11 protein-coding genes are annotated in these 15,257 nt (G+C 65.8%); 3 read left to right on the forward strand and 8 right to left on the reverse strand.

The features are described 5' to 3' along the window. The 8 genes from tkt to def form a co-directional block, all read right to left on the reverse strand. On the reverse strand, window positions 1-1,961 hold a 1,961-nt coding region (tkt, locus tag JNK68_05300), incomplete at its 3' end, for a transketolase (protein ID MBL8539771.1). A 297-nt stretch (window positions 1,962-2,258) separates the two neighbouring features. After that, entirely contained in the window at window positions 2,259-3,518 is a 1,260-nt protein-coding gene (locus JNK68_05305; GenBank protein MBL8539772.1) for a sigma-54-dependent Fis family transcriptional regulator, read from the reverse strand. A 1-nt stretch (window position 3,519) separates the two neighbouring features. Next, window positions 3,520-5,673 (reverse strand): HAMP domain-containing protein, encoded by a 2,154-nt coding sequence (locus tag JNK68_05310; protein ID MBL8539773.1) that lies wholly within the window; start codon window positions 5,671-5,673, stop codon window positions 3,520-3,522. 44 nt (window positions 5,674-5,717) lie between these two features. Then, window positions 5,718-6,305 carry a DUF4390 domain-containing protein gene (locus JNK68_05315; protein MBL8539774.1) on the reverse strand — a complete coding sequence of 196 codons (588 nt, stop codon included), beginning with the start codon at window positions 6,303-6,305 and terminating at the stop codon, window positions 5,718-5,720. After that, the gene (gene rsmB, locus JNK68_05320; GenBank protein ID MBL8539775.1) at window positions 6,268-7,530 is read right to left on the reverse strand and encodes a 16S rRNA (cytosine(967)-C(5))-methyltransferase RsmB; all 1,263 of its coding nucleotides are present in this window, start codon (window positions 7,528-7,530) and stop codon (window positions 6,268-6,270) included. The genes JNK68_05315 and rsmB overlap by 38 nt, the downstream gene beginning before the upstream one ends. Before the next feature lie 34 nt (window positions 7,531-7,564). After that, window positions 7,565-8,413, reverse strand: a complete 849-nt coding sequence (htpX, locus tag JNK68_05325; GenBank protein ID MBL8539776.1) for a zinc metalloprotease HtpX — start codon at window positions 8,411-8,413, stop codon at window positions 7,565-7,567. A gap of 60 nt (window positions 8,414-8,473) precedes the next feature. Then, entirely contained in the window at window positions 8,474-9,406 is a 933-nt protein-coding gene (locus JNK68_05330; protein ID MBL8539777.1) for a methionyl-tRNA formyltransferase, read from the reverse strand. 108 nt (window positions 9,407-9,514) lie between these two features. Next, entirely contained in the window at window positions 9,515-10,018 is a 504-nt protein-coding gene (gene def / locus JNK68_05335) for a peptide deformylase (GenBank protein ID MBL8539778.1), read from the reverse strand. A 119-nt stretch (window positions 10,019-10,137) separates the two neighbouring features. Here def and JNK68_05340 point away from each other — a divergent pair, with 119 nt between their 5' ends. The 3 genes from JNK68_05340 to JNK68_05350 all read left to right on the forward strand — a co-directional run bounded on the left by JNK68_05340 (window position 10,138) and on the right by JNK68_05350 (window position 15,220). After that, the gene (locus tag JNK68_05340) at window positions 10,138-11,352 is read left to right on the forward strand and encodes a LysM peptidoglycan-binding domain-containing protein (GenBank protein ID MBL8539779.1); all 1,215 of its coding nucleotides are present in this window, start codon (window positions 10,138-10,140) and stop codon (window positions 11,350-11,352) included. A 65-nt stretch (window positions 11,353-11,417) separates the two neighbouring features. Next, window positions 11,418-12,506, forward strand: coding sequence for a DNA-protecting protein DprA (gene dprA / locus JNK68_05345; GenBank protein ID MBL8539780.1), 1,089 nt, complete (start codon window positions 11,418-11,420; stop codon window positions 12,504-12,506). Between the two features lie 119 nt (window positions 12,507-12,625). Then, window positions 12,626-15,220 carry a DNA topoisomerase III gene (locus JNK68_05350; GenBank protein ID MBL8539781.1) on the forward strand — a complete coding sequence of 865 codons (2,595 nt, stop codon included), beginning with the start codon at window positions 12,626-12,628 and terminating at the stop codon, window positions 15,218-15,220. Window positions 15,221-15,257 lie beyond the last annotated feature (37 nt).

Consider the following 15,257-nt stretch of genomic DNA (forward strand, 5'->3'; position numbering starts at 1 on the left):
TTGGCCACGGTGAACCCGAAGTGCTTGAACAGCTCACCGGCAGGTGCCGATTCGCCGAACGTGTCGATACCGATCGTGGCGCCCTCCGGCCCGACGTACTTGTGCCAGCCGTCCGTGACGCCTGCTTCGATCGACACCCGCTTCACGCCGTGTGGCAGCACGGCCACCTTGTACGCTTCGTCCTGGCGGTCGAAGACGTTGGTGGACGGCATCGAGACGACACGCGCCGCGATGCCCTGCTCGACGAGCACCTTGTGGGCGTCGACCGCCAGCGCCACTTCCGAGCCGGTGGCAATCAGCACGACGGTCGGCGTGCCGCCGGGTGCGTCGGCGAGGACGTAGCCGCCACGGCGAATGTCGGCGATCTGTTCTGCACTGCGCTTCTGGAACGCGAGGTTCTGCCGCGAGAAGAGCAGGCAGGAAGGCCCGTCGATGTGCTCCACCGCGGCAACCCAGCACACCGCGCTTTCCACCGAGTCGCACGGTCGCCAGACTTGGATTCCTGGAATCATGCGCAGCGTCGCCGTCTGTTCGACCGGCTGGTGCGTCGGCCCGTCTTCACCGAGGCCGATCGAGTCGTGCGTGTAGACGAAAATCGACGGAATCTTCATCAGCGAAGACATGCGCACGGCGTTGCGGGCGTATTCCGAGAACATGAGGAAGGTGCCGGCATAGGGGCGCAGGCCGCCGTGCAGCACCATGCCGTTCATGATCGCGGACATGCCGAACTCGCGCACGCCGAAGTAGATGTAGTTGCCCGGCCGGTCGCGAGACATGCCGCGCGCTTGCGACCACAGCGTCAGGTTCGAGCCCGCAAGATCGGCGGAGCCGCCGACGATCTCCGGCAGCGCCGGCGCCAGCGCTTCGATTGCATTCTGCGAGGCCTTGCGCGTGGCGATCGTCTCCGCCTTGTCGACGGTCTTCGCGATGAAGGCGCGCGCCGCCTCCTGCCAGTTCGCGGGCAACTCGCGCTGCATGCGCCGCTTGAACTCTGCCGCCAGCTTCGGATGATCGTGCTCGTACTCGGCAAAGCGGTTGTTCCACAGCGTCTCCAGACCGGCGCCCTTGACCCGCGCGTCCCAGCCGTCGTAGACGTCCTGCGGGATCACGAACGGCGGATGCTCCCAGCCGATGTGGACGCGGGTCGCCGCCACTTCGGCCTCACCGAGCGCGGCGCCGTGCGCCTCGTGGGTGCCGGCCTTGTTCGGCGAACCTTCCGCGATGACGGTCTTGCAGCAGATCAGGCTCGGCCGGCCGGTTTCCGCCTGCGCCGCCTGCAACGCCTTCTCGATGGCGGCGGAGTCGTGACCGTTCACGTGCGGCACGACGTGCCAGCCGTAGGCCTCGAAGCGCTTCGGCGTGTCGTCGGTGAACCATCCTTCGACGTGACCGTCGATCGAAATGCCGTTGTCGTCGTAGAAGGCGATCAGCTTGCCGAGCCCGAGAGTGCCCGCGAGCGAGCACACCTCATGGGAAATGCCCTCCATCAGGCAGCCGTCGCCGACGAACACGTAGGTGTGATGGTTGACGATCTCGTACCCCGGCTGGTTGAACTCCGCCGCCAGGGTGCGCTCGGCGATCGCCATGCCCACGGCGTTGGCGAGACCCTGTCCGAGGGGGCCGGTCGTGGTCTCTATCCCCGGCGTGACGCCGTACTCGGGGTGGCCCGGCGTCTTCGAATGCAGCTGCCGGAAGCGCATCAGTTCCTCGATCGGCAGCGCGTAGCCGGTGAGGTGCAGCAACGCGTACTGCAGCATGCAGCCATGGCCGTTGGAGATGACGAACCGATCGCGGTCCGGCCAGTGGGGATTGGCAGGGTTGTGTCGCAGGTGGTGGTTCCAGAGCACCTCGGCGATCTCGGCCATGCCCATCGGCATGCCGGGGTGGCCGGAGTTTGCCTTCTGCACTGCGTCCATGGCCAATGCTCGAATGGCATTGGTGAGATCCTTCCGCGTCGCCATAGGGAACCTTCCTCGATTGGTAGTGGATGGGAGACGGGACGCTGGGTGTATTTGCTGTGTCCGTAGTCAGAAGCATGGACACGTTTCGAGCCATTCCCTGCGATTGCCCGGATCGGGTAACTCACAAGATACGGCCGGATCCGTTCTCCCGGCGCACGGACCCGTGCGCTTTTCCCGCCGAATTATTCCGAAGAGCCTAGTTGAAGGAAAGTGAATTCTTGTTATCGCAACCATAAAGGGACGCGGCCGCGGGCGGCGGGTTCGGCCGATCGATTCGCGCCTGCCCCGGCGCGGCCCTCAGTCTTCGACGCGGCGGGACAGTCGCACGCCGAGCTGTTTCAGCTTGCGGTAGAGATGCGTGCGCTCGAGGCCGACCTTCTCCGCGACCCGACTCATGTTGCCGCCTTCGCGCGCGATGTGGTGCTCGAAGTAGACGCGCTCGAACGCGTCGCGCGCCTCGCGCAGCGTGAGGTGGAGCGGCAGTGTCTTTGCCAGGGTCGGCAGTTCGACGTCGAACTGTGCGAGCACGCGGTTCACGTCGGCAAGCGAGATCTCCTCCTGCAGCGCGGTGAGTGCCAGCGTCTTCACGGTGGCTTCGAGCTGTGAAAGATTGCCCGGCCAGTCGCAGTTGCGCAGCGCATTGAGAGCCGCCGTGCTGAACGAGCGCGAGGGCGCCTCGCGCGCTTCCACGAGCCGGGACAGGAAGAGGTTGGCGAGCTCGGGCACGTCCTCGCGATGCTCGCGCAGGCTCGGCACGCGGATGGTGAGCCCGGACAGACTCTGCAGCAGGCGCGAATCGAAGGCGCCCTGCGTCACGAGTTCCGGCAGCGACTTGGCACTGGCGCACACCAGCCGCACGTTGTACTTGTCGAGCTTGGACACGAGCAGCGTGAGACCCTTCTGCTCGAGCTTGTTGAGGTTGCCCACCTCGGACAGGAAGAGCGTGCCTTCCTTCGCCTCGGTCAGCAGGTCGACCGGCGCCTCGGCGAGGATCGCGAGCGACTCGGGCGCCACCCAGGGTGTGTTGGGCCGGTGCAGGAAGCGCGCGCACAGCTCGACGCCGCAGCCCGGTTCGGCCGTGAGCAGCACCGGCGTCTTCAGATTGCCGACACGCTCCAGCCGCTGCTTCAGATCGGAAATGAGCGAGGCCCGGCCCAGGCTCGCCAGCGACAGCGCCGGTTTGGGCTGCACCACGCCCTGGCGCAGCGCGCGGCCGACCGTCGACAAGAGCTTCTGCAGGGCGATCGGCTTTTCCAGGAAGTCGTAGGCGCCGATCCGTGTCGCCTCGACCGCGGTGTCGATGGTGCCGTGGCCCGACATCATCACGACCGGCATGGTGAGCAGTCCGGAGCTCGCCCACTCCTTGAGCAGCGTGATGCCGTCCGTGTCCGGCATCCAGATGTCGAGCAGCACGAGGTCGGGGCGGCCCTGCGCGCGCACTTCCCGCGCCTGTCCCGCGTTTTCGGCGAGACGCACCTGATAGCCCTCGTCCTCGAGGATTTCCGACAGCAGCTCGCGGATGCCGACTTCGTCGTCGACTACAAGAATCTGGGTCATGTTATGCCTTCGCTTCGCTTTTCCGTGCAGCCGGGCGCGCGGCGAAAAGCGGCAGGGTGACATGCACTGCCGCGCCGCGGGGCCGGAGATTCTCGATCTCCACCTTGCCCCCGTGCTCCTCGACGATCTTCTTCACTATGGCGAGTCCGAGTCCCGTGCCCTTGGGCTTGGTCGTCACGTAAGGCTCGAACACCCGCCCCATCATGCCATCCGGAAACCCGCTCCCATTGTCCTCGATCGAGAGACAAAGGGTAGCTTCCTTCTGTTCGGTGCGAATCAGGATGCGCGGATCGCTCGAGCCGGCCACTGCGTCCTGCGCGTTCTGCAGCAGATTGTGAACGAGCTGGCGGATCTGGCCCGGATGCCCGAACACGGGGTCGACGCGCGGTGCCAGCTCGGCGCGGATGTGCGATCCCATGGCGTCGTACAGGGTGAGGATCTCGCGCACGAGCTGATTGACATCCATGCTCTGCAGCGTCGCCTCGGGGGAGCGCGCGTACTGGCTGAACGCGTCCACCATGCCCTTCAGTGCCATCACCTGATTCACGATGGTGCGCGTTGCGCGATCGAGCATCTCCGCGTCGAGGGCGCCGAGCTTGTCGTGCAGCTTGCGCTGCAGGCGCTCGGCAGAGAGCTGGATCGGCGTCAGCGGATTCTTGATCTCGTGCGCCAGACGCCGCGCGACTTCGGCCCAGGCGGCGTCGCGCTGTGCCTGCAGGAGGTGCGTGATGTCATCGAAGACCACCACGCAGCCGGTGGCGTCGGCCGCCTGGAAGCGGGTTCCGCGCACGAGCAGCACGCGCTCGCCGCCGTGAACGCGGTGCTCGACCTGCTTCTCCCACTCGCGCGCGCCGGCTTCCTCGAAAGCGACGCGCACGGCATCCGAGAACGGGGCAAGACGCGCGTCAGCGCTGCCCCATTCGAACAGGGAAATGCCCTTGAGCGATTCCGCGTCGATCTCGAGGATCGCGCCCGCGCTCACGTTGCTCGCCCGCAGCGTCAAGGCCTCGTCGAAGGCGAGGACACCCGCAGACAGATTGGCGAGCGTGCTTTCGATATATGCCTTCGCGGTTTCCAGCTGGGCCTGATTGCGTTCCACTGCCGCGCGCGCATCGGCGAGCTGGCGTGTCATCGCATTGAACGACTGCGTCAGCACGCCGAGCTCATCGCGGCTGGGCACCGGCAGCTGTTCGCTCAGGTTCCCCTGCGCCACCGCGCGTGTCCCTTCCGCGAGCACGCCGAGAGGCGCCGACAAGCGCTCGCTCAAATAGAAAGCCACGGCCAGGGCGGAGAGCAGGGCGAGCAGCAGCGCAAGCGTGAGTGTCACGCCGTAGAGACGCTTCAGGCCGACGCGGGAAAGCAGCAACTCTTGATAGTCGCGGTACATGCCCTGCACGGTGTCGGCGTCGGCGGCGATGTCATCAGGCACCGGCTGCAGCAGCTGCAGCATGCGGATGTCCTGGCCGAGGCCGAGGCCGGCCACCGGCACCACGACGCGCAGCTGCAGTCCCTTGCCCGGGATCGATTCGACCGCGCTGTAGGACTGCGCGACACGCACCCGCCGCAGCACGGCCGCACTCGGGACATCGGGTGCAAGGTTCGCGCGCTCGGAGCTGGAGAAGGCGATGATCGTGCCGCGCTGGTTGAAGAGCGTGGCCTCCTGGGCGCCGATACGCTCGCGCAACTGATTGAGGGCGGAGGTCTGGTCCGACTGCGGGGTCTCAGAGAGATCGAAGGCGATGGCATCGGCCTTGTTCGCAAGGTCCTTGAGCAGACTGTCGAGGGCGGAGCGTCCGAGCCGCAGGCTGCTGTCCATCGCCCGATCCACCTGCACATCGAACCAGGAGTCGATGGACCGCACCAGGAACTGCACCGAAAGCGCATAGATCAGGATTCCCGGTACGACCGCCATGAACGCGAACATGACGACGAGCCGCAGGGTCAGCTTTGCGCCGAACACCCGTGTGCGCAGCCTGCGCAGCAGATTCCAGAGCTGAAAGCCGACCAGCCCGAAGAGCGCCAGAACGAGCGCGCCGTTCACCAGCAGCAGGATCGGATAGTGGCGACTGAAGAGCTCGCTGTTTGCCGTGGCGAGCGACAGTACGTAGAGCGCCAGGGCACCGAGCCCTAAGGTGACGATGAGCGCATACTGAATGCGCCGGCGCCTGAGCAGTGACGACAAGCGGGAGCGCGTCGCTCTCATGGCGTGAAGTTCCAGCGATACCAGTCGGAATTGAGCGACCACTCGCGCGAGCCCAGTGCCGTGACCTGGAACGGCTTCGGCAGCTGGCTCGTGTCCAGCCGAAGGCGCACGGCGGCGCGATAAGTTTCACCCCGGCTGAGCGCATCGCGTTCCGCCATGGGTCGACTGCGAATTCGCGACAGCAATTGCAGTGCTTCCGCAAGGGTGCCGAAGTTCTGAAACAGGCTGCCGACGGCGACGCGGTACTGCTGCGTGAGCGCGTTATAGCTCAACCGATACTGGCCGCGCATCTCGCCCGCCGTCTCGTCGAACCAGTACCAGCGCCGCCGCGTGATTTCCGCTTCGACGACGAACGTGAGCGGCACGCCGCGGTTCAGTGCGGATTCCACGGCGGAGCCCAACACGATGTCAAAATCGGCGTTGAGATAGTACCCGTCCTCCCCTGGAACGATCTCGGCCGAAGTCACCTCGACGCCGTGAGCGGAAGCGCAGAGCACGACCGCCCAGAGCACTCCGGCCCACCACGCCCGCCAGATCCACGCGGGCTCAGCCCTTTTCGAACAAGGCGTAGAAGAAGCCGTCATGATTGCGGTTCGGGAGCAGCACGCCGTCATCCGGCAACGCAGCGATGGCAAGGCGGCGCGCATCTCGATGGCGGCCTACGAATCCGTCCGCCTGGTCCTGATTCTCCTCGCGAAAAACGGAACAGGTCGCGTAGAGCAATTTACCACCACGGCCGAGGGTATGCCAAAGAGCGTCCAGGAGGCGAGCCTGCTGTGCCGCGAAGCCTGCCAGGTCGGTCGCACGCCGCAACCATTTGACGTCCGGATGCCGCCGCACGACTCCGGACGCGGAGCATGGGACGTCGGCAAGAATGCGCTCGAAGGGCACGCCGTCCCACCATGTTTCCGGGGCGGCGGCATCGCCGACGACGAGATCCGCGGCGAGGCTCAGGCGATCCAGGTTCTCCTCGACGCGTCGGAGTCTCACATCGTCGCAATCGAGCGCAAGCAACCGCACACGGGCGAGTTCCAGAATGTGCGATGCCTTGCCCCCCGGTGCGGCGCAGGCGTCCAGCACTCGCATCCCGTCCTGCGCTTCGAGCAGGGGCGCCGCGAGCTGGGCGCCGGCATCCTGCACGGAGACCAGCCCGTCCGCGAAACCTGGGACTTCCGCGACCGGCAGCGGCCGCGCCAGCGTCACGGCGCTAGGTCCGGTCTGGCGCGCTTCCACGCCCGCGGCCTCGAGTTGATCGAGATAGCGGCCGACGGGGATACATCCGGTTCGGACGCGCAGTGTGAATGGGGGATGCCGATTGCCCGCTTCCAGCACTTGCGCCCACGCGAGCGGGTGTTGTGCGCGCAGCTTGTCCACCCACCACGCCGGGTGCGAGTAGCGGCCCTCATCGGTAGCCCGGGCGCGCGCTACGATATCGTCGGCTCTGCGCAGGAAGTTGCGCAACACGGCATTCACGAGACCGCCAGCGCGCCCTGCTCCCACCGCCCCGGCGCAATTCACCGCCTGGTCGACCACCGCGTGCGGGGCCGCGCGCGTGTAGCGCAGCTGGTAGAGGGCAACGACCAGCAGACATTCGACGATGTTCTGCGGCAGCGGCTGTCGCAACAGCAGTGCGAGGCATGCGCGCAGTTCCCCCAGATGGCGCAGTGCGCCGTAGGTTATATCCAGGTAGGTTGCACGGGCCCAACCCCGCAGCCGCAGCGGTCCGTTTGCACTCGAGAGCGTCGCGAGGCTGCGACCGCCGAGCACCCCGCACAGGGTCTCCGCCGCCGCCTTCTGGATGTCGATCAAGCGATCAGGCGCCCGCCAGACATCGTCCGCGACATCACCCCGGCATGGCGAGCAGGCGGGCGACGCGTTCCTGCGTGGACGGGTGCGTGCTGAACAGCCCTCTCAAACCGCCGCCCGACAGGGGATTCACGATCATCATCTGCGCCGTTTCGGGGTGCTGCTCGGCAGTCGGCATCGGCAATCCCTTCGCATAGCGCTCGATCTTGTCCAGCGCTGCTGCCAGCGCCTTGGGATCTCCCGAGATCTCCGCACCGCCACGGTCCGCCTCGAACTCGCGCGAGCGCGAGATGGCGAACTGAATCAGCATCGCGGCCAGGGGGGCGACCACCATCACCAGCAGCCCCACCAGCGGATTGGTCGAGCCCTCGCCGTTTCGCTGGTGACCCCCGAACAGCATGCCGAGCTGGGCCACCGATGAAATGGCCCCGGCCAGCGTCGCCGAGATCGTGCTGATGAGCGTGTCGCGATGCCTTACGTGGGCCAGTTCGTGCGCCATGACGCCGCGCAGTTCGCGCGGGGTCAGCACCTGCATGATGCCGGTCGTGGCGGCGACCGCTGCGTTCTCCGGATTCCGGCCGGTGGCGAACGCGTTGGGCTGGTCCTCGTGGATGACGTACACGCGCGGCATCGGCAAGCCTGCGCGCTGCGCGAGTTCGCCCACCATGCCGAAGAACTCCGGGGCGGTGGTCTCGTCCACGGCCTGCGCGTTATACATGCGCAGCACGAGCTTGTCCGAGTTCCAGTACGCCCAGAAATTCATCGCGCCGGCCAACACGAGCGCGATGAGCATGCCGCCGCCACCGCCGAGCATGTACCCGATGGCGCCGAACAAGGCCACGATCGCGGCCATCAGCATGAATGTCTTGAGCCAACTACCAAGCATCGTTCGATCTCCTTCCCCTGCGAGGGACGATCCGCTTCATTGCGTCCGCCACGCCAGTTTTCAAGTACCCAGGCGCGCGCCCGACGCGATCGGTGTGCCGCGCAGAAACTCGGCGACCAGCTGGCGACGGCCTCCCGCCCGCTGCAGCTCCTGGATTCTGAGGATACCCTGACCGCAAGCAATCGCGAGTTCCGCGGCGGCGTCCACGACGGTACCCGGCTCCACTCCCGCCGGGGCGGATGCTTCGGTGCGGGCACGCCAGACCTTGATCGTCTGACCGGAGAGCGTCGTATAGGCGCCGGGTGCCGGGTCGTATGCGCGAATCGCCCGCTCCAGTTCGGTGGCCGTCCGCGTCCACACAAGCTCCGCCTCTTCACGCGAGATCTTGTGTGCGTAGCTCGCGCCAACCTCTGGCTGCGCCTGGGCACGAAGCTCGCCCCGCTCCAGGGCGGCCAGCGCGTCCACGATCGCCTCGCCGCCGGTTGTCGCGAGTTTCGCCTCCAGCGTGCCGGCAGTTTCATCGGGGGCAATCGGCACCCGGCGCTCCAGCAGCACGGGTCCGGTATCGAGCCCGGCATCCATCTGCATGATCGAGATGCCGGTCTCCGCGTCCCCCGCAAGCAGCGCCCGCTGGATCGGCGCCGCGCCACGCCAGCGCGGAAGCAGCGATGCGTGGATGTTGATGCACCCGAGGGGCGTCAACTCAAGCACGGTCGGCGGGAGGATCAGGCCGTAGGCTGCAACTACGAGCACATCTGATCCGAGCTGTTGCAGGCGTGCCTGCACCGCTGGCTCGCGCAGCGACCTTGGTTGCTCGACCGCAATTGCGTGCTCGACCGCGACCCGCTTCACTTCGCTCGGCTTCACCGCAAGCCCCCTGCCACTGGGTCTGTCAGGCTGAGTAAGCACTAACTCTACGTAGTGGCCAGCGCACAGCAAGGCGTGCAGTGCAGTGGCGGCAAAAGCAGGGGTTCCGGCAAAGACGATGCGCATACGAATTCCCGCGAGGACGGGTGCAAAACGTGCTTAAACCACCGTTTGCGAACTCGGTTGGCCAATCCAGCCAAGACCGCCGCCGACCCGCCCTTCAGGATCAGAAAATCAGGAAGCCTTGCGTTGCAGCTTCCTCAACTTCGCCACAATGCGGGTCTGCTTGAGGCGAGACAGGTACTCCACGAAAACCCGTCCCTGCAGATGATCCATTTCATGCTGAATACAAATAGCGAGCAGTCCTTCGGCATCGAGCTCGAAGGGTTGCCCGTCGCGATCGAGGGCACGCACGCGGATGCGTTCCGACCGCTGCACGGTTTCGTAGATGCCCGGGACGGAAAGGCAGCCTTCCTCGCATTCGATGGCGCCGCTTTGTGAAATGAGCTCTGGATCGATCAGCACCAGGAGCTCGTTTCGCGCCTCCGAAATGTCGATCACGATCACCCGCTTGTGAACGTCCACCTGGGTTGCCGCCAGGCCGATACCGGGCGCGGCGTACATGGTCTCGGCCAGGTCGTCAACGAGCACTTTTATCTCCTCCGTCACCGCGCGCACGGGCTCCGCAATCTTGTGCAGCCGATCGTCGGGATACTGGAGGATGTTGCGAATCGCCATCTGGCTGGGGGGCTCAGGACCGGATCGCCCACGCGGCGCAACCCGTCCGTCGCCTGGCGCGAAAACAGCTTCGAACGAAACCAAGTCCAGTAATGCCTCGAGGGAAAGTGGAGTAAACAATGATTAAGTCCATTATATCCGCCGTTTTGTTCACCGCGATCTGCGTGGGTGGCGCAGCACACGCTGCGGTCTCCCTGACGGACAACCCGCCCGAGAGCTATACCGTCGTGAAGGGCGATACGCTCTGGGGTATCGCGGGGAAGTTTCTGAAGGAACCGTGGCGGTGGCCGGAAGTCTGGGAACTCAACCGCGAGCAAATCAAGAACCCGCATTGGATCTATCCCGGCGATGTCGTCGTTCTCGACCGCAGCGGTGCCGAGCCACGGCTGCGGCTGCAGCGCACAGCGGGCGTCGAGCGCCTGAGCCCGCGCATACGCGTGGAGGAACTCAACGCCCGGGCCATCCCCACGATTCCGGCGGGTGTGATCGAGCCCTTCCTGTCCCGTCCCCTGATTGTCCCCGCCGCCACCCTGGATGCTGCGCCGCGTATCGTTGCCGGCGATGAGAACCGGGTCATGATGGGTAACGGCAGCAGGGCGTTCGCGCGCGGGTTGCGGCCCGAGGAAGGGCGAAGTCTGCATGCCTATCGGCCGGCCGCACCGATCGTCGACCCGGAGTCCGGTGAGTATCTCGGCTATGGGGCGTTCTACCTCGGTGAAGCGAAGGTGGTCGAGTTCGGCGAGATCAGCACCGTCGAGATCGTCAGCGTGAAGCGCGAGATGGCGATCGGCGATCGCCTGCTGCCCGCCGGCGAACCGATGCCGTATGCCTACGCGCCACACGCATCAGCCACGGATGTGGCCGGCCGCATCATCTCGGCGTACAGCAATCTGCGGGAAATGGGTCAGAACTCCATCGTTGCCATCAATCGCGGCACCCGCGACGGAGTGGATGAGGGCACGGTCTTTGGCATCTATCGCGACCCGGGCGTACACCGCCGCGTGATGCGTCAGGGCGAGCCGTTCTGGGGTACGCCCGCCGAGTGGGAAACCACGCAATCCGCGTGGCGCGGAGCGCCCTACTGGGGCGACCCCGTGCCGGCACAGGAGCTCACCGCGCTGCAGGATAACCCGATGGCTGCAATCGCGCCGCTGCCCGGGCCACGGGCTGCCGTGGTGCGGCCGGTGATCGACCCGAACAATCCGCTCAACCGGCTGCCGAAGGAGCGCTACGGGCTGATGATGGTCTTCCGCAGTTTCGAGCGGGTATCGTTCGCGTTGATCCTCGAATCCAGCCGGCCGGTCGAGGTGCTGGACGCCATCGGCAACCCGTAAGTCGCCGCGGTACCGTGCAACGAGCGGCCGGTTTTCCGGCCGCTTTTGTTTGGCACAAACCGAACATGCCGTACATCCCCGATCAGAAGTCGTGGCTCGCCTTGACGCTGGTGCCCGAGATCGGGCCGCGAACGCTCAGAAAGTTGCTCGCGGCATTCGGCACGCCCGAGGCCGTTCTCGCCTGTAATCGCAACGCCCTCGAACGCGTGATACCGGCGCGGCTGGCGGCACGCCTCCTCGCCTCCAGGGAAGCGGATGCGATAGGGGCGGCCATCAGTTGGCTCGACTGCGAAACGCACCATCTCGTCACCTTGGCCGATGCGGACTATCCGCGGCCGTTGCTCGAAATCGCGGACCCGCCCGCCGTGCTATACGTCGCAGGTGACCGCAACGCGCTCGGTACCGTCGCCCTTGCGGTCGTGGGCAGCCGTTCCCCGACTCCGCAAGGGCTCGACAACGCACAGGCGTTCGCCCAGGCACTCAGTAACGCCGGCATCACGGTGGTCAGCGGTCTCGCCGAGGGCGTCGACGCCGCCGCGCATCGGGGCGCCTTGGCCGGCGGCGCATGCACCATCGCAGTCGTGGGCACCGGTGCTGATCGCGTCTATCCGGCGCGCAACCGGGCTCTCGCCGAGGCGATCCGCGAGCGCGGTGCTCTCGTCTCCGAGTTCCCCCTGGGCACCCGCGCGCTCCCGGGCAACTTCCCGCGGCGCAACCGCCTCATCAGCGGGCTTGCGCGTGGTTGTCTCGTCGTGGAAGCCGCACTGCAGAGCGGTTCGCTGATCACCGCGCGGTGCGCGCTCGAACAGGGCCGGGAAGTGTTTGCCATTCCCGGCTCGATCCATTCGCCGCTTGCGAAGGGCTGCCATGCGCTCATCAAGGATGGGGCCAAGCTGGTCGAAAGCGCCGCCGACATCCTCGATGAACTGGGGATGACGGTCTCGACCCCGGCGGTCGCCACGCCCGGCGCCCGCGGCGAGCCAATGGAGGTCTCGCGCCTACTCCCGCACGTGGGTTACGACCCCGTCGACATCGATGCGCTGTGCAGCCGCAGCGGCCTACCGCCCGACGTGGTGACCGCCGAACTGCTGGCGCTGGAACTCGCCGGCCGCGTAGCGGCCCTGCCGGGGGGGCTTTACCAGCGGCGTTCCTGAGCGCGGGCCGGCAAGCCCACGTCCGGGTGCAGGCGAGAGGTCCGGCCTTGCGCCGCCGGATTTCGTCCGCTTATCATTCCCAGCCCATTCCCCGGCCTGCCGGACGCCCGCGAACTCCCATGCCACCCTCTCCGCGCGCCAGTGTGCGCCAGCCCGCCGAACCAACTTCCGCAGCCACCGCGGAAGGCAAGCGGCTGATCATCGCCGAGAAGCCTTCGGTCGCGAATGACATCGCGAAGGCGCTCGGCGGCTTTGCGAAGCGCGACGGCTACTTCGAATCGGATCAGTATCTTCTGTCCTCGGCGGTAGGCCACTTGCTGGAGATCGCTGCCCCTGAGCAGTACGAGGTCAAGCGCGGGAAGTGGACCTTCACCCACCTGCCGGTGATTCCACCCGAGTTCGATCTGCATCCGATCGCGAAGAACGCCGATCGCCTGCGCTTGCTCAAGCAGTTGATCCGGCGCAAGGACGTGGTCGAACTCATCAACGCATGTGATGCCGGTCGTGAGGGCGAGCTCATATTCCGCTACATCGTGCAGGCCGCTTCCGCGCGACAGCCGATCCGCCGCCTGTGGCTGCAGTCGATGACTCCGACCGCTATCCGCGAAGGTTTCGCGAAACTACGCGACGACGCGGAGATGCAGCCGCTCGCAAGCGCCGCGCGCAGCCGTTCCGAGGCCGACTGGATCGTCGGCATCAACGGCACGCGCGCGATGACTGCCTTCAACTCCAAGGGCGGCGGTTTCTACCTGACCACGGTAGGCCGCGTGCAGACGCCGACGCTGGCGATCGTGGTCGACCGCGAGCGAAGCATCAAGGCGTTCGTGCCGCGCGACTATTGGGAGGTGCGCGCAACCTTCGCGGTCGAGGCCGGAACTTACGAAGGAAAATGGTTCGACCCGAAGTTCAAGCGCGACGAGGACGCGGAACGCAAGGACACTCGGCTTTGGGCCGAGCGCGAAGCGCAGGCGGTGGTCGACGCCTGTCTCGGCAAGACCGGCAACGTGACCGAGGAAGCCAAGCCGAGCACGCAGCTGTCGCCTCTGCTCTTCGACCTCACGTCCTTGCAGCGGGAGGCAAACGGGCGTTTCGGTTTCTCGGCGAAGACCACCTTGTCGATCGCTCAGGAACTCTACGAAAAACACAAGGTGTTGACCTATCCCCGCACCGACTCGCGCCATCTGCCGGAGGATTACCTGGGGACGGTCACCAGCACGCTGGAGGCGATCGGTGAGGCGGACGCCTATCATCGCTTCTCCGCCCGGATCCTCAAGGAGAAATGGGTACGCCCGAATCGCCGCGTCTTCGACAACGCCAAGGTCAGCGACCACTTCGCGATCATTCCCACGCCGCTGACGGCCAAGGGCCTGAACGAAGTGCAGCAACGGATCTACGATCTCGTCACGAAGCGGTTTCTCGCCGTATTCTTTCCGGCGGCAGAGTACCTCGTCACCACTCGCATCACGCGGGTAGAGCAGCACTCATTCCGCACCGAGGGCAAGGTGCTGGTGAATCCCGGCTGGCTCGCCGTCTACGGCAAGGAAACCGCTGACGAGGACGCCAATCTCGTCGCCGTCGCACCCGACGAAAAGCCGCTCGCGCAGGCAGTGGAAGCGGTCGCGCTGCAGACCAGGCCGGCGCCACGCTACAACGAGGCGACGTTGCTCACGGCCATGGAAGGCGCCGGCAAGCTCGTCGAGGACGACGAACTGCGCGAGGCGATGGCGCAGAAGGGCCTGGGCACTCCGGCAACGCGGGCGCAGATCATCGAGGGTCTCATCGGCGAGAAATACCTGCTGCGGGAGGGGCGGGAACTCGTGCCGACCGCCAAGGCATTCCAGTTGATGACCTTGCTGCACGGGCTCGGCGTGAGTGAACTCACCCAGCCGGAACTGACCGGCGAATGGGAATACAAGCTCGCGCAGATGGAGCGCGGGCGGCTCAAGCGCGAAGCGTTCATGGCCGAAATCGCGCGCATGACCGAAGAGATCGTGAAGCGCGCCAAGGAATACGACAGCGACACGGTGCCGGGCGATTACGCCACGCTTGCCACACCATGCCCGACCTGCGGGGGTGTCGTGCGCGAGAACTATCGGCGGTTCGCCTGCGATCGGTGCGGGTTTTCCATCACCAAGACGCCGGCCGGCCGGCAGTTCGAAATCGAGGAAGTGGAATCACTGCTCGCCCGGCGCGAACTCGGGCCGCTGCAGGGTTTCCGCTCCAAGATGGGCCGACCGTTTGCGGCGATCCTGCGCATCGTCCCGGATGATGAAGGCAGCAACCACAAGCTGGAATTCGATTTCGGCCAGAGTCGACCAGACGCCGATGAGCCCGAAGAGATCGACTTTACCGGCCAAGAGTCGGTCGGTCCGTGCCCGAAGTGCGGCGCCGCGGTATATGAGCACGGCTTGGGCTATCTGTGCGAAAACACGCCGCTCAAGCGGTGCGACTTTCGCTCCGGCAAGATCATTCTGCAGCAGGAGATCTCGCGCGAGCAGATGAGAAAGCTGCTGAACGAAGGCCGCACCGACCTGCTCACGGACTTCGTGAGCAAGCGCAACGGACGCAAATTCAAGGCTTATCTCGTCGTACAGCCGCAGGGCAAAATCGGCTTCGAGTTCGCGCCGCGGGCGCCGAAGGCGGAAAAGAAAGACACGGCAAAGAAAGCAGCGGGAGCAGCCAAACAGCCGCGGGGGAAGTCGGGCAACAACTGAGGATCGAGAGGCTCCAGCAGGTTCCAGTTCTCCAACA

This window comes from Betaproteobacteria bacterium, assembly GCA_016791345.1.
Lineage (GTDB): Bacteria > Pseudomonadota > Gammaproteobacteria > Burkholderiales > JAEUMW01 > JAEUMW01.